At 60.1% G+C, this 22,051-nt stretch carries 28 protein-coding genes and 1 tRNA gene; 18 read left to right on the top strand and 11 right to left on the bottom strand.

The genetic code is table 11. From position 1 onward, the window contains the following. Positions 1–2: 2 nt before the first annotated feature. The 6 genes from CPA54_RS06760 to CPA54_RS06735 all read right to left on the bottom strand — a co-directional run bounded on the left by CPA54_RS06760 (position 3) and on the right by CPA54_RS06735 (position 4,153). Complete coding sequence (locus tag CPA54_RS06760) at positions 3–503, bottom strand: ATP synthase F0 subunit B (RefSeq protein WP_081562458.1); 501 nt, start codon at positions 501–503, stop codon at positions 3–5. Between the two features lie 2 nt (positions 504–505). Next, positions 506–1,078, bottom strand: coding sequence for a hypothetical protein (locus CPA54_RS06755; RefSeq protein WP_081562459.1), 573 nt, complete (start codon positions 1,076–1,078; stop codon positions 506–508). Between the two features lie 11 nt (positions 1,079–1,089). Next, a complete protein-coding gene (locus CPA54_RS06750) occupies positions 1,090–1,317 on the bottom strand; it encodes an ATP synthase subunit C family protein (RefSeq protein ID WP_018979931.1) in 228 nt (75 codons plus the stop codon). A 54-nt stretch (positions 1,318–1,371) separates the two neighbouring features. Further along, the gene (locus CPA54_RS06745; RefSeq protein WP_043559242.1) at positions 1,372–2,121 is read right to left on the bottom strand and encodes a F0F1 ATP synthase subunit A; all 750 of its coding nucleotides are present in this window, start codon (positions 2,119–2,121) and stop codon (positions 1,372–1,374) included. Then, positions 2,099–2,458, bottom strand: a complete 360-nt coding sequence (locus CPA54_RS06740) for an AtpZ/AtpI family protein (protein WP_043559245.1) — start codon at positions 2,456–2,458, stop codon at positions 2,099–2,101. The genes CPA54_RS06745 and CPA54_RS06740 overlap by 23 nt, the downstream gene beginning before the upstream one ends. A 162-nt stretch (positions 2,459–2,620) precedes the next feature. After that, positions 2,621–4,153: a vitamin B12-dependent ribonucleotide reductase gene (locus CPA54_RS06735; protein WP_249085907.1), complete on the bottom strand. Its 1,533-nt coding sequence runs from the start codon at positions 4,151–4,153 to the stop codon at positions 2,621–2,623. Between the two features lie 228 nt (positions 4,154–4,381). On the opposite strand from CPA54_RS06735, the gene mlaD reads away from it, so the two are divergent. The 6 genes from mlaD (at position 4,382) to CPA54_RS06705 (ending at position 9,737) form a co-directional block, all read left to right on the top strand. Next, positions 4,382–4,957, top strand: coding sequence for an outer membrane lipid asymmetry maintenance protein MlaD (mlaD, locus tag CPA54_RS06730; protein ID WP_052349002.1), 576 nt, complete (start codon positions 4,382–4,384; stop codon positions 4,955–4,957). Further along, positions 4,954–5,202 carry a hypothetical protein gene (locus tag CPA54_RS06725; protein ID WP_052348984.1) on the top strand — a complete coding sequence of 83 codons (249 nt, stop codon included), beginning with the start codon at positions 4,954–4,956 and terminating at the stop codon, positions 5,200–5,202. The genes mlaD and CPA54_RS06725 overlap by 4 nt, the downstream gene beginning before the upstream one ends. Then, entirely contained in the window at positions 5,199–5,855 is a 657-nt protein-coding gene (locus CPA54_RS06720) for a DUF2155 domain-containing protein (RefSeq protein WP_081562462.1), read from the top strand. Before CPA54_RS06725 ends, CPA54_RS06720 begins: the two co-directional genes overlap by 4 nt. Before the next feature lie 33 nt (positions 5,856–5,888). Beyond that, positions 5,889–6,422: a disulfide bond formation protein B gene (locus CPA54_RS06715; protein ID WP_043559250.1), complete on the top strand. Its 534-nt coding sequence runs from the start codon at positions 5,889–5,891 to the stop codon at positions 6,420–6,422. A gap of 47 nt (positions 6,423–6,469) precedes the next feature. Further along, the gene (locus tag CPA54_RS06710) at positions 6,470–8,500 is read left to right on the top strand and encodes an NAD(+) synthase (RefSeq protein WP_249085904.1); all 2,031 of its coding nucleotides are present in this window, start codon (positions 6,470–6,472) and stop codon (positions 8,498–8,500) included. A gap of 391 nt (positions 8,501–8,891) precedes the next feature. After that, positions 8,892–9,737, top strand: coding sequence for a hypothetical protein (locus CPA54_RS06705; protein ID WP_052348986.1), 846 nt, complete (start codon positions 8,892–8,894; stop codon positions 9,735–9,737). Between the two features lie 120 nt (positions 9,738–9,857). Here the strand turns inward: CPA54_RS06705 and CPA54_RS06700 are convergent. The 4 genes from CPA54_RS06700 to CPA54_RS06685 all read right to left on the bottom strand — a co-directional run bounded on the left by CPA54_RS06700 (position 9,858) and on the right by CPA54_RS06685 (position 11,864). Further along, positions 9,858–9,932 (bottom strand) — tRNA-Gln (locus CPA54_RS06700). A 70-nt stretch (positions 9,933–10,002) separates the two neighbouring features. Then, the gene (locus tag CPA54_RS06695) at positions 10,003–10,668 is read right to left on the bottom strand and encodes a TetR family transcriptional regulator (RefSeq protein ID WP_081562465.1); all 666 of its coding nucleotides are present in this window, start codon (positions 10,666–10,668) and stop codon (positions 10,003–10,005) included. A gap of 65 nt (positions 10,669–10,733) precedes the next feature. Further along, a complete protein-coding gene (proC, locus tag CPA54_RS06690) occupies positions 10,734–11,546 on the bottom strand; it encodes a pyrroline-5-carboxylate reductase (RefSeq protein WP_043559257.1) in 813 nt (270 codons plus the stop codon). Positions 11,547–11,579: 33 nt separating this feature from the next. Further along, positions 11,580–11,864 (bottom strand): accessory factor UbiK family protein, encoded by a 285-nt coding sequence (locus CPA54_RS06685; protein ID WP_086431625.1) that lies wholly within the window; start codon positions 11,862–11,864, stop codon positions 11,580–11,582. A 147-nt stretch (positions 11,865–12,011) separates the two neighbouring features. Between CPA54_RS06685 and rfaD the strand changes: the two genes are divergently transcribed. The 9 genes from rfaD to CPA54_RS06640 all read left to right on the top strand — a co-directional run bounded on the left by rfaD (position 12,012) and on the right by CPA54_RS06640 (position 18,640). Then, complete coding sequence (gene rfaD, locus CPA54_RS06680) at positions 12,012–12,992, top strand: ADP-glyceromanno-heptose 6-epimerase (protein ID WP_081563337.1); 981 nt, start codon at positions 12,012–12,014, stop codon at positions 12,990–12,992. Beyond that, positions 12,989–13,816 carry a prolipoprotein diacylglyceryl transferase gene (lgt, locus tag CPA54_RS06675; protein WP_249085902.1) on the top strand — a complete coding sequence of 276 codons (828 nt, stop codon included), beginning with the start codon at positions 12,989–12,991 and terminating at the stop codon, positions 13,814–13,816. Before rfaD ends, lgt begins: the two co-directional genes overlap by 4 nt. After that, positions 13,813–14,595, top strand: a complete 783-nt coding sequence (gene pgeF, locus CPA54_RS06670; protein ID WP_249085901.1) for a peptidoglycan editing factor PgeF — start codon at positions 13,813–13,815, stop codon at positions 14,593–14,595. The genes lgt and pgeF overlap by 4 nt, the downstream gene beginning before the upstream one ends. Before the next feature lie 105 nt (positions 14,596–14,700). After that, a complete protein-coding gene (locus CPA54_RS06665) occupies positions 14,701–15,315 on the top strand; it encodes a 50S ribosomal protein L25/general stress protein Ctc (protein WP_043559269.1) in 615 nt (204 codons plus the stop codon). A 14-nt stretch (positions 15,316–15,329) separates the two neighbouring features. Further along, positions 15,330–15,899 (top strand): aminoacyl-tRNA hydrolase, encoded by a 570-nt coding sequence (gene pth / locus CPA54_RS06660; protein ID WP_043559272.1) that lies wholly within the window; start codon positions 15,330–15,332, stop codon positions 15,897–15,899. A 75-nt stretch (positions 15,900–15,974) separates the two neighbouring features. Then, complete coding sequence (gene ychF / locus CPA54_RS06655) at positions 15,975–17,069, top strand: redox-regulated ATPase YchF (protein WP_043559276.1); 1,095 nt, start codon at positions 15,975–15,977, stop codon at positions 17,067–17,069. An 87-nt stretch (positions 17,070–17,156) separates the two neighbouring features. Continuing rightward, the gene (locus CPA54_RS06650) at positions 17,157–17,747 is read left to right on the top strand and encodes a nicotinate-nucleotide adenylyltransferase (RefSeq protein WP_043559278.1); all 591 of its coding nucleotides are present in this window, start codon (positions 17,157–17,159) and stop codon (positions 17,745–17,747) included. Between the two features lie 5 nt (positions 17,748–17,752). Next, positions 17,753–18,157: a ribosome silencing factor gene (gene rsfS, locus CPA54_RS06645; RefSeq protein ID WP_373364561.1), complete on the top strand. Its 405-nt coding sequence runs from the start codon at positions 17,753–17,755 to the stop codon at positions 18,155–18,157. Positions 18,158–18,184: 27 nt separating this feature from the next. Then, positions 18,185–18,640 (top strand): 23S rRNA (pseudouridine(1915)-N(3))-methyltransferase RlmH, encoded by a 456-nt coding sequence (locus CPA54_RS06640; RefSeq protein ID WP_249085899.1) that lies wholly within the window; start codon positions 18,185–18,187, stop codon positions 18,638–18,640. A gap of 45 nt (positions 18,641–18,685) precedes the next feature. Here the strand turns inward: CPA54_RS06640 and CPA54_RS06635 are convergent, their stop codons facing one another. Next, positions 18,686–19,246 (bottom strand): CHAP domain-containing protein, encoded by a 561-nt coding sequence (locus tag CPA54_RS06635; RefSeq protein WP_227449743.1) that lies wholly within the window; start codon positions 19,244–19,246, stop codon positions 18,686–18,688. Between the two features lie 521 nt (positions 19,247–19,767). Between CPA54_RS06635 and CPA54_RS06630 the strand changes: the two genes are divergently transcribed. The 3 genes from CPA54_RS06630 to CPA54_RS06620 are packed head-to-tail and all read left to right on the top strand — an operon-like array spanning position 19,768 to position 21,937. Continuing rightward, positions 19,768–20,415 (top strand): MBL fold metallo-hydrolase, encoded by a 648-nt coding sequence (locus CPA54_RS06630; protein WP_192848648.1) that lies wholly within the window; start codon positions 19,768–19,770, stop codon positions 20,413–20,415. A 29-nt stretch (positions 20,416–20,444) separates the two neighbouring features. Continuing rightward, complete coding sequence (locus CPA54_RS06625) at positions 20,445–20,954, top strand: DUF192 domain-containing protein (RefSeq protein WP_052348988.1); 510 nt, start codon at positions 20,445–20,447, stop codon at positions 20,952–20,954. Between the two features lie 2 nt (positions 20,955–20,956). Further along, positions 20,957–21,937: an NAD-dependent epimerase/dehydratase family protein gene (locus CPA54_RS06620; RefSeq protein ID WP_249085897.1), complete on the top strand. Its 981-nt coding sequence runs from the start codon at positions 20,957–20,959 to the stop codon at positions 21,935–21,937. The last annotated feature ends 114 nt before the right edge of the window (positions 21,938–22,051 follow it).

Here is a 22,051-nt window from a genome sequence, read left to right as displayed (position 1 = left end):
TCTTACGCAGCTTTGTCACCAAAGGCTTGCGGGAGTGCTTTCAGGCCATCATTGATGAGCCTGTTGGCAAGGTCGGGGTCTTCAGCCAGCTTTTTACCAAGAACGTCCTTTGTAGCTGCCAGGGCCAAGGCGGCCGCCTCACGGCGGATGTCGCGCAGGGCGATTTTTTCGGCAGCTTCAATACGCTCACGGGCCATTTTTTCGTGGCGGGCAACAATCTCTGCCGCATCACTTTCGGCTTGGGCACGCAGCTGCTGGGCCTCAGCATTGGACTTGGCAATCAGTGCCTGGGCCTCTTCCTGAGCCTGCTTGTGGTCACGTCTGGAATCTTCGAGCATCTGCTCGGCCTCACGGCGGAGACGTGTGGCCTCATCCAGATTTTTGCGGACCTCATCAGCCCGGTCATCCAGCTTGGATGTGACAACAGCCCATATCTTGCGACCGAAGATGACGAAGAACAGGACAAAAGCAAGTGCTGTCCAGAAGCGGGGTTCATGAAACATGCTTAGCTCCTCGCAGCATGGGCGTGTTCAACAGCAGCGGCAATGGCCTGCTGGTCGGCTGTACCAACAAGGCGCTCTGTCAGAACCGTAGCAGTGCTGGATGCGATCTCATTGATGCTGCCCAGCGCATTGCTGCGGGACAGAGCAATCTGCGCTTCAGCCTTCTTGATCTCTGCTTCCAGGCGGGCTGCTGTTTCTTCTGCCTGAACCCGGATTTTCTCCTTGGCCGTATCGCGGATGCCCTGGATGGTGGCGCGGGCCTCTTCCATGGCTTTCTCGCGGGCCTCGCAGAGTTCCTTCTGGGCCTGGTCGGCATCCTTGCGGGCGCGGCGGGCAACGTCCAGATCGTTCCGGACGCGGACTTCACGGGCCTTGATGACATCCGCCACCTTAGGCAGGGCGGAACGGCTCAGAAGCAGGTAGAAGACGATGAAAATGATGGCACCCCAGACCACCTGCCCCTGCAACAGGGGATCCTTGAAGTGGAGCTGGGGCATGCCTTCCGCCACGGCCCGGCCCGGTAAGGCCGCAAGGGGGGCGGCGGCAGACAGGAGGAAACGAGGCGTAAGGCGCATGGGTCCTGCCCTCAGACGAAGAGAATAAGGAAGGCAATCAGCAGGGCGAAGAGGGCAATGGCCTCCGTCAGGGCGAAGCCAAGCATGCCCAGACCGAACACATGCGGGCGGGAAGCCGGGTTGCGGGCGATGGAGTTCACCAAGGCGGCAAAGATGTTGCCGATACCAGCACCGACACCGGCGAGAGCAATCACGGCAAGACCAGCACCAATCTCACGGGCGGGATGAAGAAGATCCATGGTTCAGGTTCCTTTAAGACAGGGCGAAGGAAAACACGTGGAGGTATCGGTCACTCAGTGATCGACAGCCTCACGCAGGTAAATGCAGGTAAGGATGGCAAAGACATAGGCCTGTAGCAGCCCTACCAGCAGCTCAAGTGCCGTCAGTGCGATGTTGAGCACAAGCGGAGTGACAGCCAGCACATCGCCGACAACTCCGAGACCGGCAAGCATGATCGTGAAACTTGCGAAGACTTCCAGCAGCACATGCCCGGCCACCATGTTGGCAAACAGACGGATGGACAGGCTGATGGGGCGGGAGATGTAGGAAAGAATCTCGATGGGGATCAGGATGGGGCACAGGGCCACCGGAGCCCCCTCCGGCATGAAATGTTTCAGGAAGGCAATGCCCTGGAACCGCAGCGAGGTCAGGATGCAGAGAATGAATACCGTGATCGCCAGGGCGAAGGTCACGGCGATGTGGCTGGTAAATGTATAGGAGAATGGCAGCAGACCGATATAGTTGCCGGCCAGGATGAAGAAAAACAGGGCAAAGACGAAGGGAAAGAAGGCCGTGCCCTTCTCACCGATGGTATCGACAGCCAGGCCGTGCACGAACTCGTAACTGACCTCCGCCGCAGCCTGGAGACGACCGGGCACAACAGCCTTCGGCTTCATGCCGAGATAGAGGAACGCCAGCACGACAGCCACACTGATGACCATGTACAGCGGGGCTTGGGAGAGGCACAGGGCCTCACCAAAAGAACCAAAAATCGGATGCAGCTCAAACTGCCCGAGCGCGTCAATCGTCGATCCGCTGGCCACGCTGGCTTCTCCCGTTTTTCTGCGTCCCACTTTCGGGGACATCCATCACATTCACAACACGCCAGACATTCCTCAGGCCGGCTCCCATGCCAAGCATGGCGAACACAATTATAAACACAGGCCTGTATCCTGTCCATCGGTCAAGCTCATAGCCAATGCCCAGACCAACAGCAATACCGGCAATCATGTCACTGGCGATGCGGAAGGCCATGCCGAGGGAGGACTGTTCTGAGAGGGCTGACGGCTTCGCTTTCCCGGTCCGGGGAGCCACCTTCTGCTCCAGCCGGGCGAGACGGTCATCGAACGGCTCACGTCTGGCTGTATCGTGATCGATCATGCGCGTTCCCCCATAACTCCCCGCCGTATCTGGCGGGGCAGCGCTCCGTTCCTTTCGTGGCGTAGCGCCATCGGAAAGGAAGCCCGTGCTGGACAGGTCTAGCTAGACAGGCTGTTCAGTCACTGTCAATGATTTCCCGCCCTGCATTTCTGGCATGGCGCCTCAGCCGACGAGGCGCAGCTTCCTGTTCCGGGGGCGGGAGGATGGACCGTCCTGCTCCGGCCCGAAGGGCAGCATGGGGGCTTCATGCTGTTTTTCGCCGGACTCGGCAGGGGCATCAGGCATGCGCTGGCCCAGATAGGCCTCCGAAAGGGCGCGGAAGGCATAATCCAGCATGGATGTCGCATAGCTGGCCATTTCGTCCCCTTCCACCGTGCCGCAGGCTCCGAAGCGGGAATAGGCGAACTGCTCGACAAACACCTCCAGCGGCACGCCGAACTGGAGGCCGATGCTGACGGCCTGGCTGAAACATTCCATCAGCCCACGGGCCATGGGGCTTTCCCGAGGAGGGGTGAGGGACAGGGATGCCAGACTGCCATCTTCAAATTCACCGGTCCGCATGAAGAGACGGTGCCCGCCAATGGAGGTCCGCTGACTGAAGCCCCCCTGACGCATGGGCAGGGGACGACGGACGCCACGGCCCAGCTTCTCCTTGAGGTCGTCCGTTTCCGGCTCGGGCAGGGCCGGCAGATGGTCGCAGAAGGGCAGGACAGCGTCATGCATCAGGGCGTGTGCCTTGGCACCAGCTGGCTGGAGGGGTGTTTGTCCGTCCAGTGTCAGGGCGAGGGCGGCTTCCGGTGAGAGGCCCTTGTGGGCCAGACGCTCCAGAGTGGAAGGACGCAGCCCACCCTGACTGTTGACCAGCGAGAAAATTGGGCCGAGCCCGCAGGATTCCACATCCAGCAGGGCATCGACCGGCCCGGGGGAGGAGAACCCGGTCTCGATCGTGGCAAGGCCGGACAGGGACTGTGTGGCGGCGCTGATGGCAATGCTGGCCTGCTCTAGGTCTGGTGCCTGCGGGCAGGAGAAGGCTTTTTCCGGCGTTGCAGTACCGGCGTGGGCAACAAGCCGTGTGAAACGGGTGATGGCTGTGGCAATGGCCCGGCCTTCGTCACTGTCATAATCCAGCCCGAGGCCCGCCAGGCAGGCGTCCAGGTCTGTCAGCAGGACAATGCCGGCGGGACCGTCACTGTCGCCACGGGGGGCAGGGTCATCAAAAAGCGGAAGGTCGCCGCTGCGGTAGGGGCGCCGTGCGGCATCCAGCCGACGCAGGCTGTCGCAGGCCAGCTTCAGGCAGGCTGCGAAATGTTCCGTGGCGAAAATGCCATCCTGCACGAAACCGGAAAGCCGGATGATGAAGCCGGGCTGCCCGTCCGGCTCATTGCGCCAGAGAGCCGCGTTGGGTGCCATCTGCTGCATCAGCAGCAGGCAGGACAGGCCACGACCGACCGGCGGAGCATCCTGTGGGCTGTGTGGCAGGTGGGGGGTGGTGTCGATCATCTCCACCCAGCGGGCGGATTCACTGGCAAGGCGGACAGGCCCACCTTCTGCCGGGGTCAGCTGGACAAGCGCCTGGGCGGCGTCATCACTCCAGACAGAAGGAAGGGTGACCGCACGCAGGGCTGTGCTGTCGGGGTCGATGCTCGTCTGAAGCGTTCTCATGTGAACGCCATTCCAGTGAAGATGCGCTTTCATGCTGACGAGTCTAGTACTGAAGGGGGAATGATGAAACCATGACCGCAGGGGGAAAACGGGCATAAGCGGGCAGAAAAATGGGGATATGGGGGATAACTGCCAGCCTTGGGAGGAAAAAGAAAAAATGGCGTCCATCATGCAGGATGTTGGACGTGAAGGGCTGAGTCCGCTAGAGCGGTACGGCGTGACTGCATGATGGGTCAACAATGCTTGAATGAGGATGTGTTCATGGCTTCGGACAATGCCGGATATATCGCAGCAAGGCGGGCTGGCCGGGAGCGGATGGAATTGCTGGTCGGGCTGGTGGCCGCTGCTGCACTGGTGGTGCTTGTCGTGCTGGCTCTTGTCGGGCGGCAGCATCCGCAGGACAGTGGCTATCCCCTTCATGCGGCCTTTGGCCATGTTGACGGGCTGAGTGTGGGCTCGGATGTCCGGCTGGCAGGCGTAACTGTCGGGCATGTGCGGAGCATGCAGGTGGACCCACACACCTTCCAGGCCAATGTCGTTTTTTCCGTTGCTTCTGACATACACCTGCCAGTGGATAGCGGGGCCATCATCACGTCGGATTCCCTTCTTGGCGGGAAATATGTGGCGCTGACGCCGGGTGGCGATACGGCCATGCTGGCGCCTGACGGGACCATTGGTGAAACGCAGGGGGCCATCAGCCTTGAGCAGCTGCTGAGCAAGTTCATTTTTTCGGTCACGGACTCCCTTCAGAAGAAGGCTGCTCCGGCAGCGCAGCCGGCCGCCGCTTCTGCGGCCGTTCCGGAGCCGGCGCCTGGTGCAGGGCAGACATCACCGTGAGCCACGCCTCTGATGAGCAGACCTGGCTGGACAGGGAGGGGCAGCCCATAAGCTGCACGGGAAAGCTGCGTGTCCTGCGGGACAATGAAGTGGAACTGAGGCAGGTGCTGCGCGATGCCTGCGCCGATGCTTTGCTCATGGAGGTCGGGCCTGTCTTTCTGCGGCACCGCATGGAGCGGCTTCTGGCCGATGTGATGGTGGAAAGTGGTGTCGTCGAGGTGGTGGAAAAGGAAGGTGCGGAGTGAGGATCAGGAAGACAGTTCTGGCCCTGTCCTGTCTGGCGGGGCTGCTGGCCGCGGTGCCGGAGAACCTGCGGGCGGAAGGAGTCCGGGGTGTGGCCGCTCCGGCTGTTTATCCGGCCACGGCGTGGCAGGGGCGCAATGGAGCCGTGCTGCGGATCATGCGGCGCCTGGATTCCCATGTGGAACTCGTGCCGCTGCATGTGGGGGATGATGCTGTTTATGGGCCTCTTTCCCTCCGGCTGGAGCGGTGCCTTCAGAGGCCGGATGGTCTCCCGGCGCAGACGGCCATCCTGCTGAAGATTGAAGAGAAACAGGAATCCGGCAGTCCGCCCTTCGAGGGATGGATGTTCACGGACGATCCGGCCCTGGGGGCGTATGCAGGTGCCCTGTATGATGTGCAGGTCGTGTCCTGTGATGGGGACAGGGTAGACCCCATGGTTGGGCCGTTGCCAGCGCCTGTGCAGCCGCAGCTGCCCATGGCCATTGCCCCGCATGTGGAGGCGGATGAAGGACGGGGGCCGACCGTGCTGGCACCGCCTTCTTCTGGTGGTAGTGGTGGGCAGGGAGCCGCCTCATCCGGGCCGACATCCCTGTTGCCACCGGCGGCTCCATTGCCACCGCCGCAACCGGCGCAGGGTGTGGGCACCCAGCATTGAGGCTGGATGGATGAGACTGGGAGGATGAGGAGAATGCTGTTTACCGACAAGCGGCAGATCAGGGCCGTCTGGCATATTGGTGGGCTGTATGTCCTGGCCGCCCTGCTCGTGTTCCTGATCGTTTTCGTGGCGGAAACATTCCTGCACATGGTGCCGTGTGAGCTGTGCCTTTGGGAGCGGGGACCTTGGCGCGTGCTGCTGGGGCTGGGTGTGCTGGCTCTGGTCCTGTCCCCCCGTTATGCCCGCTGGGCGGCCGTGGCCGGGCTGGTCTGCCTGGCGGTCAGCGTCGGTCTGGGGGTTCTTCATGTCGGGGTGGAGCATGGGTTGTGGCCGAGCCCTGCGGCGGAATGTCACGTTGGCCTTGTGGAAGGGCATGATTTTGCGGACTGGATGGCCCATCTTCCTGCACGGCCCACGAAACCCTGTGACCTGCCGGATTATCCTTTCGGTCTGCCTGTCTCCATGACGACGCTTTCCGCCCTGTATGCCGTGCTGGTCTTTGGTCTGGCTGTCATGGAGACGCACCGTCTGTTCCGTTTTGTGCGGAATGGTCGGCTGGATGTGTGAGCCGTCAGGCTGAGAGGAGTCTCCAACGGGAGGAAGCCGCCATGACCATGGCTGATTTTCTGTGTCTTTACCGGCAGGGCTTTGCCCGTGTTGCGGCCTGTACCACGCCCATCACTCTGGGCGACCCCCGGCAGAATGGGAGGATCGTGCAGGAGTGGCTGGAGCGCTGCCATGAGCAGGGTGTTGCCGTGGCGGTTTTCCCTGAGCTGGGGCTGACAGGCTACACGCTGGAGGACCTTTTCTTCCAGCAGGTGGTGCTGGATGGGGCGCTGGAAGCTCTGCTGGCTCTGGTTGAGGCGACGGCAGGATGCATGACGGTTGGCATCGTTGGTCTGCCCGTTCGGCGGGGAGATGCCCTGTACAACTGTGCGGCCATTTTCCACCGGGGACGGATTCTCGGCATTGTCCCCAAAACGATGCTGCCCCGGTACCGGGAGTTTTATGAACCCCGGCATTTCACCAGTGGTCAGGGCTGCTCCGGAACCATCATGCTGGGAGGGCGTGCCGTGCCATTTGGGACGGACATCCTGTTTGAAGCCGAGGATGTTTCCGGTCTGGTGCTGGGGGTGGAAATATGTGAGGACCTCTGGGCTCCCCAGCCTCCCAGCGGAGCCCTGGCTGTGGCCGGGGCCACGGTGCTGGCCAATCTTTCAGCCTCGCCGGTGACGGTTGGACGGGCAGAGCACAGAACCCTGCTCTGCCGGGCACAGTCCATGCGGACCGTCAGCGCCTATCTTTATGCAGCAGCCAGCGAGGGTGAATCCACGACTGATCTGGCCTGGGATGGCCAGCTTCTCATCCATGAGGCCGGGGACTGCCTGGCCCGGTCGGAGCGTTTCCTCCAGCAGGGTGCCATGATCATGGCGGATATCGATCTCGACAGGTTGCGGCAGGAACGGCTTCAGATGGGCTATTTCGTCCCGGCCGATGATGATGGACTCCGTCATGTCCGTTTCACTCTGGCACCGGAGGTGAAGGACCGTGGGCTGATGAGGGATGTGCCCCGTTTTCCTTTCGTGCCCTCCCGCCCGGAGCAGTGCGAGCAGGATTGCCGGGAAGCGTGGAACATTCAGGTTCGGGCGCTGTGCCAGCGGCTGAAGGCAGCTCATGCCCGGACCATGGTCATTGGCGTGTCGGGCGGACTGGACAGTGCTTTGGCCCTTCTGGTGGCGGTCAAGGCGGCGGATTGCCTTGGCTGGGAGCGGAGCCGCATTCTGGCCAGAACCATGCCGGGCTTTGCGACGGGCAGTGCATCCCTTGCCATGGCCCATGGGTTGATGGAGAGCCTTGGTGTCAGCGCCGGGGAGCTGGACATCCGCCCCACGGCGAAAGCCATGCTGGTGGCCATCGACCATCCCTATGGGCGTGGGGAGCCTGTCCATGATGTGACCTTTGAGAATGTGCAGGCAGGGTTGCGGACGGATTTCCTTTTCCGTCTGGCCAACCATCATCAGGGGCTGGTGATCGGTACGGGAGACATGTCCGAGCTGGCGCTGGGCTGGTGCACCTATGGCGTCGGGGACCAGATGGCGCATTACAATGTCAATGCCGGGTTGCCAAAGACACTCATCCAGCATGTCATACGCTGGGCCGTGGGTCATGATGGGAGCTTCTCGGCATCGGTCCGTACTGTTCTGGAGAAGATTGTCTCGGCAGAGATTTCACCGGAGCTGGTGCCCGATCAGGGGCAGGGGGTGCAGAGTACCCAACAGATGATAGGCCCGTATCCCTTGCAGGATTTCACTCTCTATCATGTGCTGCGGTATGGCTTCCCGCCTGAAAAGATAGCGTTTCTCCAGTTTCATGCATGGCGGGATGCGGGAAGGGGGGATTGGCCCCTGAACTATCCGCAGCAGGACCGGGTCGCCTATGACCTGCCGGCCATCATTCACTGGATGCGCCTGTTCATGCGGCGTTTTTTTGCAACCAGCCAGTTCAAGAGGTCGGCCATGCCCAATGGGCCGAAAGTGGTGGCTGGGGGAAGTCTTTCCCCCCGTGGGGACTGGCGGGCGCCATCTGATGGGACAGCCACGCTCTGGCTGGCTGCTCTGGAGCGGCTCGAGTCCCGGTTGCAGTAAGGCGGGCTGTTCCGCAAATCCAGATTCGTAGTCTCGGCAGTTGATGGACGCCTTCCATGCGATTCTCATGGAAGGCGTCATGCGGTTTGCACCTGACGGGCGATTTGTTTAATAAAAAATAAATAAACATGTTGTAATTTTGAAGCTATATGTTTACTACTCATGAGTGAAAAGAGAGTCCTTGTCATGCCGTTCCTTAATTTGTGCTGAAGCGTAGGGTTTTGAGGGGGGTGTCACAGATATTCCTTAATTTGGACCCGAGGAGGCCATGAAAAATGTTGACCCTCAGAGCTCAAGGGGGAGGTGAGAAGGGCCGGTCGTTCCGTTTGTGGCGGCAGTTCTGCCTGTTGGCCCAGTTGAGTGTGACAACGCTGCATTGAGGTGAAGTTTCGTGGCTATTGTAACCGTCCCGGGAGGGCAGCAGCATCAGTATCCTGTAAGCATCCCCACGCAGGGGGCAGAGGACCTGAACAGACTGTTTTCAACCTCCTTTGCATCTCTGGTGTCTTCTTCAGGCTCTGGTGATGGCACGCCGCTGGCCCCGTCCGATGTCGTGGGCAATGGTTCAATTGATTTCCGCATGGGGAATGATGCGACCAGTCTGCCGCAGGCAACTGTGCTGGGTGGTCAGGATACGATCTCCGCTGCCGGGGATGGGACGCGGCTTTCCCTTGGTGGAACGCTGAGCTTCCTTGGTGGTGTGGGGTCCGGTACCCACTCTGTTGGTAACAATGCGACCATCTTCGGGACGGCCAATAGTGTCTATCACTATGCCCGCCAGGGAAGTGCTGGTCAGAGCGTCTTCAAGACGGATCATCAGAGTGATGCCCTGCATCCGGACAACATCCTGTTTGATGCATCCAAGTCCCATCAGTCTCTTCAGGCTTTTGCCGGAATTGGTGATACCATCAAGGGTGGTACAGCGTCCGACACGATCACCGTGCACAATACGGTCAGTGGTGGCACTGATGCCGGTGCTACGTTGAGTGGTGGCAGCGGGTCTGCCAATCTCTTCCAGTTCCTGAACAACAAGGGCGGTCATTACACGATTACCGACTTTGGCAAGGCTGCGGGCAACAAGGTTGGCCTCAAGGCGACGGACGAGCAGATCGGCCAGATGCTTGAGCATCAGACCGTCAAGGGTGGCAACACGACCATCGAGCTGCCGAATGATCAGGGCCAGATCACCTTCCTTGATCAGAACCAGCTTCACCCGAAGGACTTCCAGAAGTTCTGATGGGGTGTCTGCCCTTTCGTCAGGGAGGGCAGACAGCATCTGAGTGCAGCTACGGATGAAACGCCGTTTCCGAAGAGGGAGCGGCGTTTTTTCATGTTCTGATTTTCAGGGATGAAATACTGGCTGGGGCGGGAGGATTCGAACCTCCGCATGGCGGAATCAAAATCCGCTGCCTTACCGCTTGGCTACGCCCCAACGCAGACCCTTCTCTTATCCCGAACGGCCAGAAGGGTAAAGAGAGGGCCGCCATTTTTTGTAGGAGGGATCAGTCCAACACGTTGTTGTTACTGTTTTCCTCAGGGGCAACATGGTCGGGCAGTCCACCCTCTTCTGTAACCATGTCAGCCTGCCCAGAGGCGGAAGATTCCTTCAACAGGCCCATCCGTTCGGCACGGGCGAGCGTGCTGTCCAACACCTGCATCGTATCGGCAAGGTCTGGGGTTGAGTCTTTCTCCCAGCGTGCCAGCGTTCTGGACCATATGGCCAGCAGGCTGTTGAGGCGGATCATGCCACCAAGGCCGTGACGGTCCAGTGCTGCGGCATCAGCGACCCAGCGCAGGCTTTCCATCGTGGTTCCGGCGAGAAGCGCTGCCAGGGCAGGGTCTCGGGGGAGGGTGTGCATGATGGCGCAGATGCCGGAGCGGTAATCCTGCATGGCATCAAAACGCCGCATGAGCAGATCAAACAGCCGTTCACGAACAGTCGCACCGTAACTTTCCCCGCAGAGTGCGGCATCATCAATCTGGCTGTTCAGCCGGATCAGAATCATGGACTTGAACGGGAAACGCTGCCGGACCTGCTGGAGGGGCAGCCCCGCTTCACGTGAAGCATCAACAAGAGAGACACGCTGCCAGCCATGGCTCTGGGCGAGCTGGAGGGTGGCCTCAATCATGGTCCTGTCGAAAAGCGGGTCGTGATGGTCAAGAGTCATGATGGTTTTCCCTGTCCGTGCGGCTATGGTGATGCAGGCAGAGTGGTGTCTGCCTGCATCCGATGTCAGTCATCCAGCTCACGGGACCGTTTGATGGCGGCTTCGGCTGCCAGCGGGATCAGGCGGGGCCAGTTTTCTTCAGCCATGAAGACATTCAGGGCTGCGGCCGTTGTCCCGTTGGGGCTGGTGACGTTCCTGCGCAGGGTTTCGGCATCGTCCGGCAGTTCATGCAGCATCTTGCCCACACCGTAGATCATGCTGCGGACCAACGTACGGGCGGCCTGTTGTTCCAGCCCCAGGTCCTGCCCTGCTTTTTCCAGCAGTTCGGCCAGCAGGAAGACATAGGCGGGAGCAGAGCCGGCAATGGCGATGACAGACCGCAGGTCTTCCTCATGTGGAACGGGGACGACCGTACCAACCTGCTCCATCAGGCGGATGGCCAGCTCTTTCTGTTCCCTGCTGACATGCGGTGAGGCGTATAGCCCCGTGCTGCCTGCTCCAACGCTGGAAGGTGTGTTGGGCATGGTGCGGATGATGGGCATGTCCGCCCGGCCACACCATTCAGCCAGTTTTTCACAGTTCTTGCCTGCCATGACGGACAGCAGGGCGGCCTTGTCCATGCGGGCACCGAGGCTCTGTCGCAGGGCTTTGAGCACGGTTTCCGCACCGGCTGGTTTGACAGCCAGGACGATGATGTCCGGTGTCACGTCCGTAGTGATTTCTTCCGGTGTACGGAAGACGGTGCTGCCTGCCGGGGCGTCCTGGAGCTTCCTGTCCAGGATGAAGAGGCGTGGCGGGTTCGGGCTGTTGACCCAGCCCCGCATGAGGGCGCCGCCCATTTTGCCGCAACCGACGAGAAGAAGGGTGGGAGCTGTCATGATGGGAAGTCTCCGTTCATGTCCTGTGAAAAATCAGTGCTGTGAGGGTGGGGCTGTCAGGGCCTGTTCCAGCTCGTCCAGTCGTGCTTCGAGCTCCCTGAGGCGCTGTTCGGTCCGTTCCTGCTCGGCCCGGGCGCGGCTGGCCATTTCCTGCACGGCCTCGAATTCGTCCCGGCGGACAAGGTTGAGGGAGAACAGCATCTCGTTGATCTGGCTGCGGATCAGCGTATGGACCTCCTCCCGCAGGCCGGATGCGGCAGAAAACGCCGTTCCGGCAAGGCCGGTCAGATCATCGAGGAAACGGGGGCGAGAGACCATGGTGCTACTCCTGGACATTCAGCATTGAAAACGGACCGTCTTTTCCGCCACGACTCTTTCAGAACAGGAAGCCGGTCTGTCAACCGTCATCCCTGTTTCTGCGTTCTTTCTGTTGGAAGCCGCATCTGGCCAGACTATACAGGAAGAATGATTATCGTCACCGGCGGAGCCGGATTTATTGGTTCATGCGTGCAGCAGGCCCTGTTCCGGCAGGGCCGGCGGACTGTCATTGTGGATTATCTGCATGATCAGGGGAAGTGGCACAATCTTGCCAGCCATCCTCCCCACCAGATCATTCCCCCCCATGAACTTTCCGCTTTTCTGGCAACGGTGAGAGGGGTGGAGGCCGTCATCCACCTGGGGGCCATCAGTGAAACGACGGCCCGGGATGGAGACCTGGTCTGGCAGAGCAATGTCACCCTGTCCCAGCAGCTCTGGCGGTGGTGTGTGGAGCATGAGGTGCCGTTCCTTTATGCTTCTTCGGCAGCAACCTATGGGGCGGCAGACCGGCCAGAGCTGTTTGCAGACGGGTTGGACAGCATCGAGGGATTGCAGCCGCTCAATCTTTATGGCTGGTCCAAACAGGCGTTCGACCTCTGGGTGAAGCGGACGGTAGAGGCTGGGGAACCGACCCCACCACAATGGGCCGGTCTGAAGTTCTTCAATGTTTATGGCCCTAATGAGTATCACAAGGGGCGGATGATTTCGGTCATCAAGGTAAAATATGATGAGTTGATGGCCGGTAATCCCATCCGTCTGTTCCAGTCCGACCGGACTGATATTGCGGATGGGCAGCAGAAGCGTGATTTCATCTGGATCGGGGACGTGGTGAATGTCCTGCTCTGGCTGCTGGAACACCCTGCCGTCAGCGGGCTGTTCAATTGCGGGACAGGACAGGCCTGTACATACGAGGCTCTGGCCCGGGCTGTCTGTGCTGCGGCGGGACGGGCAGCAGAGATCGATTATGTTCCGATGCCAGAGAGCCTGAGGGGGCAGTACCAGTCCTTCACGCAGGCTGACATGAGGGCACTGCGGGCGGCTGGATATACGGCTCCTTTCACAACACCGGAGGACGGGATCAGCCATTACATCAAGGGGTATCTGGCATCAGGAAGGCCGTATCTGTGACACATCCGCTTATCTTCCCGGGGCTGGACCCCGTTGCTTTCCAGATCGGGCCGCTGGTGGTGCGCTGGTATGCTCTGGCCTATATTCTGGCTTTCATCATTGCCCTGCCCCTAGCCCGCAGGCTGGTCCAGCTTGGGCCGAAGGTGGCAACGAAGGTAGCCGTGGATGATTTCCTCGCCTATGCGGTGCTGGGTGTGTTGCTGGGGGGGCGGCTGGGTTATGTCCTGTTCTACCGGCCGCTTTTCTTTCTGTCCCATCCTCTGGAAATCTTCGCCACATGGAAGGGCGGCATGTCCTTTCATGGGGGAGCGGCAGGGGTCATCATTGCACTGGCCCTGTTCACATGGCGGCGGGGCCTGAACTTTCTGGCCTTTTCAGACCGGATCGTCGTGGTGGTGCCCATCGGGCTGGCTCTGGGGCGGTGTGCCAATTTCATCAACGGGGAACTCTGGGGACGGCCAGTGGCGAGTGCCGTGCCGTGGGCCATGATCTTTCCCGCTGTCGGGCCGGAGCCACGGCATCCGTCCGAACTTTATGAAGCCCTGACGGAGGGTGTCCTGCTACTGGTCGTGATGCTGCTGGCTGTCAGCCGCCCAGCCTTGCGGGCACGGGCCGGGTTCCTGTCCGGGCTGTTCCTGTTTGGCTATGCCTGTGCCCGGGCCTTCTGTGAGCTGTTCCGCCAGCCGGATGACAATATCGGCTTTCTGGCTGGGGGAATCACGATGGGGCAGCTCCTGTGCCTGCCCATGGCACTGGCCGGGATTGGCCTGATGGCTCATGCCTTCAGCCGTCCCGCCCGGCAGACGGACTGGATTGCAGAATGACACAGCCTGTCTTCTTACGGTCGCCGCTTCTGCCTGTCCGGCATGGCTTCTTTACCCGGGAGGGGGGCGTGTCTGTGGCTCCCTATGATACCCTCAATGGCGGGTTGGGGACGCAGGACCGGCTGGACAACGTGCAGGAGAACAGGCGGCGGATGGCGGCTGCCGTGGGTGTGGAGCTGGAGCGGTTTGCTGCGCTCCGGCAGGTTCACGGAGCGGATGTGCATGTGCTGCGCCAGGTTGATGAGGTCTGGTCTCATACGCAGGGCCACGAGGCCCTTCCGGCGGGTGATGCGCTGGTGACGGACTGCCCGGAGATTGCCCTGGGCGTAGCCACGGCGGACTGTGCCCCTGTGCTGCTGTCGTCGGACGATGGGCGGATTGTTGGTGCAGCCCATGCAGGTTGGCGTGGAGCTGTGGGAGGTGTGCTGGAAGAGACAGTCCGGCAGATGCGTCTGCTGGGGGCGGAGGGACTCCGTGCCGTGGTGGGGCCCTGCATCGGCCCTGTCTCCTATGAAGTGGGTGAGGACATGCGCCGGGCCGTTCTGGAACGGCACCCGGAGGGCGAGCGGTTTTTCAGCCAGGCAGCAAGAGCTGGGCATCATCAGTTTGATCTGCCCGCTTTCTGCCTGTTCCGTCTGGCAGAAGAGGGCGTGCAGGCAGAATGGACAGGCCATGATACGCTGGCGGAGGAGCGTTTTTTCAGCCATCGCCGGGCAACAGTGCATGGTGACGGGCGGACGGGCCGCCAGATTGCTGTCATCCGTGCGGGGCTGGACTGATAAAAAAATTGTCTTTTTCGCTTTTTTCCGCTAGGGCGGGGCAACCATCCGGCACCCCTGGAGGCCGGTTGGGCATGACAATTTCAGAACGCAGGAGCGTATAACGTGGCGAAAGTAACGACACTGGAGATCTCCCAGCGCGCCAAAGCAGGTAAGGGGGCAGCGCGCGCAACACGTCGTGAGGGCATGGTCCCGGGCGTGGTGTACGGTGGCAAGAAGGAGCCGGCTCTGGTCTCCATCGACCCCCGCATCATCATGAAAGAGCTGCACCGTGGTGCCTGGCAGTCCCGCCTGTACCAGTTCAGCATCGGTGGTGAGCAGGTCCATGCCCTGATCCGTGACATCCAGTTCCATCCGGTGTCCGATGCGCCGATCCATATCGACTTCCTGCGTCTGGTTCCTGGCCAGAGCGTGCATGTTCAGGTGGGCATCACCTTCACGGGTGAAGATGAGGCTCCGGGCATCAAGCGTGGCGGCGTGCTGAACATTGCCCGTCACTCCGTTGACGTGGAAGTTCCGGTCGAGAACATCCCTGAGCACTTCACGGTTGACCTCAGCAAGCTGGACATCAACGACAACGTGCGTTGGGACGACCTCCAGGGGACGGAGCACTCCACACCGACCCTGCATATCCCCAACTTCGTGATTGCCTCCATCGCTCCGCCGACGGTTGACGAGGAGCCGGAAGAGGCTTCTGAGGAAGCAGCTGAAGCCAAGTAAGGGGTATTGCGGTTGTGAAGCTCTGGGTCGGACTCGGTAATCCGGGCGCATCAATGAGCCGCAACCGGCACAATATCGGCTTCATGGCGGTCGATGCGATCGCTGCGCGCCACGGGTTCGGCCCGTGGCGCAAGCGCTTCCGTGGGGAAACGGCGGAAGGCATGGTCGGGCGGCAGAAGGTTCTTCTGCTCAAGCCGCTGACCTACATGAACCTGTCTGGTGACAGCGTGCAGCAGGCAGCGCGTTTCTATAAAATCCCACAGGATGAGATTACCGTCTTTCACGATGAGCTGGACCTGGCCTTCGGAAAGATGCGGGTCAAACGGGGCGGGGGAGCGGCCGGGCATAATGGCCTGCGCTCCATGGACAAGGCCCTGCCCGGCCCTGATTACTGGCGTGTGCGGCTGGGGATCGGCCATCCGGGCAGCCGGGAAAAGGTGCATGGCCATGTACTGGGGGATTTCTCCAGCACGGAACGGTCTGAGCTGGAGCTGTGGCTGGATGACATGGCCGATGCCACGCCACTTCTGGCGCAGGGTGAGCATGAGGCCTTCATGACGAAAACGGCCTTGCGGCGGAACTGAAAACAGAGAATCTAACAGGCCTGCGGTGGCGAGAGATGAGCCAGACCGGCAGGGCACAGAAAGGGGAGAGAGCGAATGGGGTTCAACTGCGGGATCGTCGGCCTCCCCAATGTCGGCAAATCCACCCTGTTCAATGCGTTGACACAGACAGCGTCGGCACAGTCTGCCAATTATCCGTTCTGCACCATCGAGCCGAACACGGGGCGGGTGGCCGTGCCGGATGAACGGCTGGAGGTTCTGGCCAAGGCTGGCAATTCCCAGCGCATCGTGCCGACAAGCCTCGAGTTTGTGGATATTGCCGGGCTGGTCCGTGGGGCTTCCAAGGGGGAAGGGCTGGGCAACCAGTTTCTCGCCAACATCCGTGAGGTGGATGCCATCATCCACGTCCTGCGCTGCTTTGATGATGATGACATCACCCATGTCGAGGGCGGCGTGGACCCCGTGCGGGATGCGGACATCATCGAGACGGAACTGATGCTGGCCGATCTGGACAGTCTGGAGCGCCGCAAGGTCGGGCTGGAAAAGCGTGCCCGTGGCAATGACCGTGAGGCCAAGGAACAGCTGGAACTCATGGAGCCGCTGCTGGCCGCCCTGCGTGAGGGCAAACCGGCCCGTACGGCCGTTCCTGAGGGGAAAGAAGTAGAGGCTGCCCGCCTCCAGCTGATGACGACCAAGCCCGTCCTTTATGTCTGCAACGTGGAAGAATCGGCGGCTTCGACTGGCAATGCCTATTCCGAGCAGGTGCGGAAGAGGGCCGAGGCGGAAGGTGCCGGGGCTGTCATCGTCTCTGCGGCCATCGAGGCGGAGGTCAGCCAGCTTGAGGCTGAGGAACGGACCGAGTTTCTGGATGGCCTCGGCCTGAAGGACAGCGGTCTGGACCGTGTGATTGCTGCTGGTTATCGCCTTCTGGGCCTTCAGACCTACTTCACGGTAGGGCCGAAGGAGACCCGGGCCTGGACGATCACGGCAGGTACGAAGGCCCCGCAGGCGGCAGCCGTCATTCATAATGACTTTGAGCGTGGCTTCATCGCCTGCGAAACCATCGCCTATGATGACTATGTCACCTACAAGGGCGAGGCGGGTGCCCGTGAGGCCGGCAAGCTGCGTGTCGAGGGCAAGAACTACGTCGTGCAGGATGGTGACGTCCTGTTGTTCCGCTTCAACGTGTAAGACAGCCTCATGAAGGGGCCTCGTCCCGAAAGGCTCCCGGCGACTCCGCTGGGGGCTGCTGCATCCCGTTTCGGGGATGGCCGCCGGATGCGCATCGGCCTGCTGGGAGGGTCGTTCAATCCGGCGCATGAGGGGCACATCCAGCTGGCCCGCAAGGCTCTGGCAAGTCTGAAGCTGGATCAGGTCTGGCTGATGGTGTCTCCGGGGAATCCCCTCAAGCCCCGCAAGGGAATGGCGCCGTTCTCCCGGCGGCTGGCAACGGCACAGGCTCTGGCAGATGGACGGCGCATCATCGCCACGGACATAGAGCAGAAGCTGGGGCAGCGTTACACGGTCCGGACCGTGGCCATGCTCCGGCAGCGTTTCCCACAGTGCCGTTTTGTCTGGCTCATGGGGTCAGACGGGCTGGCCCAGTTTTCCCGTTGGCGGTCATGGCGGCGGCTGGCGCAGATGGTGCCGATTGCTGTCCTGCCTCGCCCCGGAAGCATCATACCGGCCCTCAAGGGGCGGGCCAGTTCCGTCCTGCGGCATCATCGTCGTGATGGAAGGGCGGCGTCTCTTCTGCTAGAAAAAGGAAGTGGGCCGGGCTGGACATTCCTTTCGGCACCTCAGAATGACATATCTTCGACCGCTTTGCGTCAAAAGGGGCTGTTCTGCCCGTCTGTCGATCAGGAGTGAGAACCATCATCAACGCGACTGAAACCCCCGCTTCCGCCCCTCATAGTGATGAGGAAGGGCTGGCCCGTCTTCTGTCTGTCATTACGGACAGTCTGGATGAAGACAAAGCCGAGAACATTGTCGTGCTGGACCTGACAGGTCGTGCCGGATTCGCTGAGCGCATGGTCATTGCTTCCGGTCTTTCCGAGCGTCAGATTTCTGCCATGGCCCAGCATCTGGAACGTCGCCTGAAGGAAGAAAATCTTGCCCGCCCGCAGATTGAAGGGGACCAGGGCAGTGACTGGGTTCTGATGGATGCAGGAGATGTGGTTGTCCATCTCTTCATGCCGGAAAGCCGTGAGCTTTATGCGCTGGAACGCATGTGGGGTGGTGACTTTGATGCGGCTGCGGAAGAAATTGCCGTTGAATGAGGTGGTGGCTGGCGAGAGGGCTTTCTGATGAAGCTCATCGCCGTAGGAAAGCTGAAGGCCGGCCCGGAACGGGAGCTGCTGGAGCGGTACTGTACCCGGTTGCGCCCGAAGCTGGAGATTGTGGAAGTGGCCCAGGGCCGGGGTGCTCCTGCCGAACTGAAACGGCGGGAGGCCGATTCCCTTCTGGCTGCCTGTCCTGACAATGCGTTTCTTGTGGCGATGGATGAAGGGGGCCGTCTGCTGGATAGCCCGGCCTTTTCGTCCCGATTGCAGACGTGGCAGGAGAGTGGCCGCCCTGTCTGTTTCATGATTGGGGGAGCCGAAGGGTTTGATGCCGCCATTCTTCAGCGGGCGGATGCTGTTTTTTCGCTGGGGAAGCTGACATGGCCACACATGCTGGTGCGGGTCATGCTGGCGGAGCAGCTCTTCCGGGCACAGTCCATCCAGACAGGTCATCCATACCACAAAGCCGGACGTCCCTGAGGGAACGGTCCGGCTTTGTGGGATTACGGTCGTGAGGTCCAGTTCTTACTGGAGAGACCGGCTGGGAGCTTCGTCTCCGAAGAAGCTGGCATCAGCCGGAACGGAGGCTGTTTCCATGTCACTGGCCGTTCCTTTGGCAATGACATTGCGGTACCGTGTGGAAACAGGAGCAGAACCGTCCTGACGGTTGTAGATGAAGCCATGCGTCGGATAGATGCTGCCGAGACGTTCCCCATTGCCCGGGAGAGCCACACGGACAGCTGTCCAGTCATTCTCAGGAGACACGTCCACCACTTTCGTGTTGTGGCTGATGCCGTTGGAGGCCCAGTGTGCCTGGTCGATCATGATGGTCCGGCTGTCGATCTGCCGACGGACAACGGCAACATGCCCAAGTGGCATACGGCGTGTGGGACGGAAGCTGAGGACAGCACCGGGCTCGGGCTGCTGGCCACGGGCGTACATGCCTTCAGCATTGCGCCACCAGTCCCGTGCATTGCCACGGATGTGGAAGTCCGTGCTCTGGTGCACATAGGCAACGCACTGGATGACATGGGCATGACCATAGTGGCGGTAATGCCTGTGCAGGAAGTGGCTGCTTCTGATCAAACGGCTTGAATGGCGGACATGGTGCCTCGCTTCGGCCTTGGGAGCGCAGAATGCTGCCGCAGATAATACCAGACATGATAAAAATAACCGTTTCCCGGCACGGCGCATGATACATCTTCCCGTTCTGTTTGACCGAAGTGGACCTCATTCTTTCAGTAGTTCCGGGAAACTATCAGAAGAAGCCTGTGAATGACAAGACAAATAATGGCATGAAATGGGCAGAGAAACCTGAATAAGATTTAACATTAGGAAATATATACCAATTAGAAATATGTTTCAGGCTGATCATACTCATTTGGCAAGGCAAAGCCCGCAAGAGGCATGGCCCTCCGGAAAGGTAAAGGAGAAATGGCTCCAGAAACTGTATTTAGATCCGAATCTTCTATTCGTCTACTCTGCTTTTCTTGCTGCAGTATTTTATTTCATGGGTGTGGAGTGTGGGGAAGTGGTGGTTTCTTGTCGGGTAGGGGTATGACGTTGTAGATCATTTCTTGTTTGATGCCCGGAAATGGAAGCCCGTCATGAAATTAACCTTGCGGAAAGTGACCGTGACACCGATTCGTCAGAACTGCACGATTCTGTCGGACCAGATGGGGCGGGCGATTGTTGTCGACCCTGGCGGAGAAAGTGTGCGGCTGGCCCGGGAAGCCGAGGGGCTGCATGTCGAGGCCATCCTGCTGACACATGGTCATCTTGATCATGCCGGAGGTGCTGCCGACCTCAAGAAACTGCTGACGGACCGGCAGGGGGGTGACGTGCCTGTCATCGGGCCGTTGCGGGAGGACCTGTTTCTGCTGTCGAGAATCGAGCAGCAGGCGGCTGCTTTCGGGCTGGATGGCATGAAAAGCGTCACACCGGACCGTTTTTCCAGCGACGGGGATATACTGTTCTTTCTTGGGCATGACATTGAGGTTGCTCATGTTCCCGGTCATACGCCCGGTCATGTCGTGTTCATCCTGCGGCAGGCAGGGCTGGTGATTGCCGGTGATACGCTGTTCCGTGGTACGGTGGGGCGGACAGACTTCCCCTATGGCAATGAAAGACAGCTGCTGGAGGGGATCCGCAGCAGACTGTTCACTCTTCCGGCCGATACCATCGTCCTGCCGGGTCATGGCCTGCCGACCACGATAGGGGAAGAGCGGCAGCATAATCCGGCATTTCAGCACTGATCGGCATGGTGGTGCAGATAAGGAGAGGGATGATGAAAAGAGTTTATCAGTGGGGTCTTTTGGCAGGTGGACTCGTCCTGGCGGGTCTGGCTGCTGCTGGTGGCATGGTTCGGGCTGAAGAAACGGTTACGGAGGCACAGCCACCATTACCCGAAGTTGCCTTGACCATTACCGATCAGACCGGGCGCAGCCATGCCTTCAGGGTGGAAGTGGCCAGCACGCCACGCCAGCAGGAAGTGGGTGAGATGTTCCGCAAGGAGATAAAGCCGGATCATGGCATGCTGTTTGTCTGGCCTGCCCCGCAGGAATCCGCCATGTGGATGCGCAACACCTTCATCTCGCTGGACATGATCTTCATTGATGATCAGAACCGCATTCACGCCATTGAGGAACATACAACACCCCTGAGTGAGGGAATCATCAGCAGTCATGGGCCTGTCCGGGCTGTTCTGGAGCTTCCTGCCGGAACGGCGGAAAGGCTGGGGCTGGTGGTGGGGAACCGCATCGTGTCCGATGCTCTGCCTGGTGGGGCACACTGAATGTGTCCCGCACGGTTTTCATAACAGGGGTTGCTGGGTTCATCGGGTCTCATGTGGCCCGTGTCCTGCTGGCTCGTGGATGGCGTGTCATCGGGCTTGATAGTGAGCAGTCCACTCCGGCCATGGCGCCTTTGCGGCTTGCTGCACTGCATGGGCAGTCTGGCTTTCATTATGTCAGGGCCAATGTGCGTGATCAGGCTGCCCTGGCAGGTCTGTTCGCACAGTATCCTGACATTGATACGGTTCTGCATCTCGCTGCCCGGGCGGGGGTCAGGCAGTCCCGGCTCAAGCCCCATGCCTATATAGAGGACAACATTGCTGGTCAGGTCAGTCTGTTGGAAGCCTGCCGGACCCTGTCCCGGTTGCGGCAGATTCTCTATGCCTCGTCCTCCGCCGTGTATGGGCCTTCGGCGGCCCTTCCTTTCTCCGAATCCGTTCCTGTTGGGGCGCAGGCATCTTTTTATGCCACGACCAAAAGGATGAACGAGCTTACGGCGCAGACCTACAGTCATCTTTACGGGTTTGCCCAGACCGGTCTGCGTTTCTTTACGGTATATGGCCCGATGGGGCGCCCGGACATGGCCTGTTATGGTTTTGCCAGAGCGATTCAGGCGGGGCATCCTTTGACCCTCTGGGATGCCGAAGGGCTGGCAAGGGATTTCACGTATATTGATGATGTCGTAGAGGCGATTCTGCATCTGATGGATGCGCCGCCGAGTGCAGGAGAAAGCCGACTCTTCAACGTGGGATATGGGCAGCCTCGTCTTGTGAGGGATCTGATCCGGTGTCTTGAAACATCTCTGGAACGACAGGCCATTATCCAGAAAGCTCCCAGACCTGCGGAGGATATGCTGGAGACATGGGCTGATACGACCGCTCTGAAGGCAGTGATTCCATGGGAACCGCAGGTGTCTCTGGAGGAAGGAATCAGCCGGTTTGTGGCGTGGCTCTGCGGAAATTCAGAATATTTTAACTTTTTTTGAAGTTTTTTTGATTTTTTTGGTGTGATGGGGTTGTGCGGTGAGGGGGATCTGCGTATAAGCCCATTCACCGGCGGCGCTGGAGCGGAAGTTTCGGGGCGGCTGGGGTGGTCATTG

It is taken from the genome of Parasaccharibacter sp. TMW2.1890 (assembly GCF_023337645.1).
In the GTDB taxonomy this organism is placed as follows: Bacteria; Pseudomonadota; Alphaproteobacteria; order Acetobacterales; family Acetobacteraceae; genus Bombella; species Bombella apis.
The sequence above is the reverse complement of the archived record's forward strand: the minus strand, read 5'-3'. Positions and strand labels throughout refer to the sequence as shown.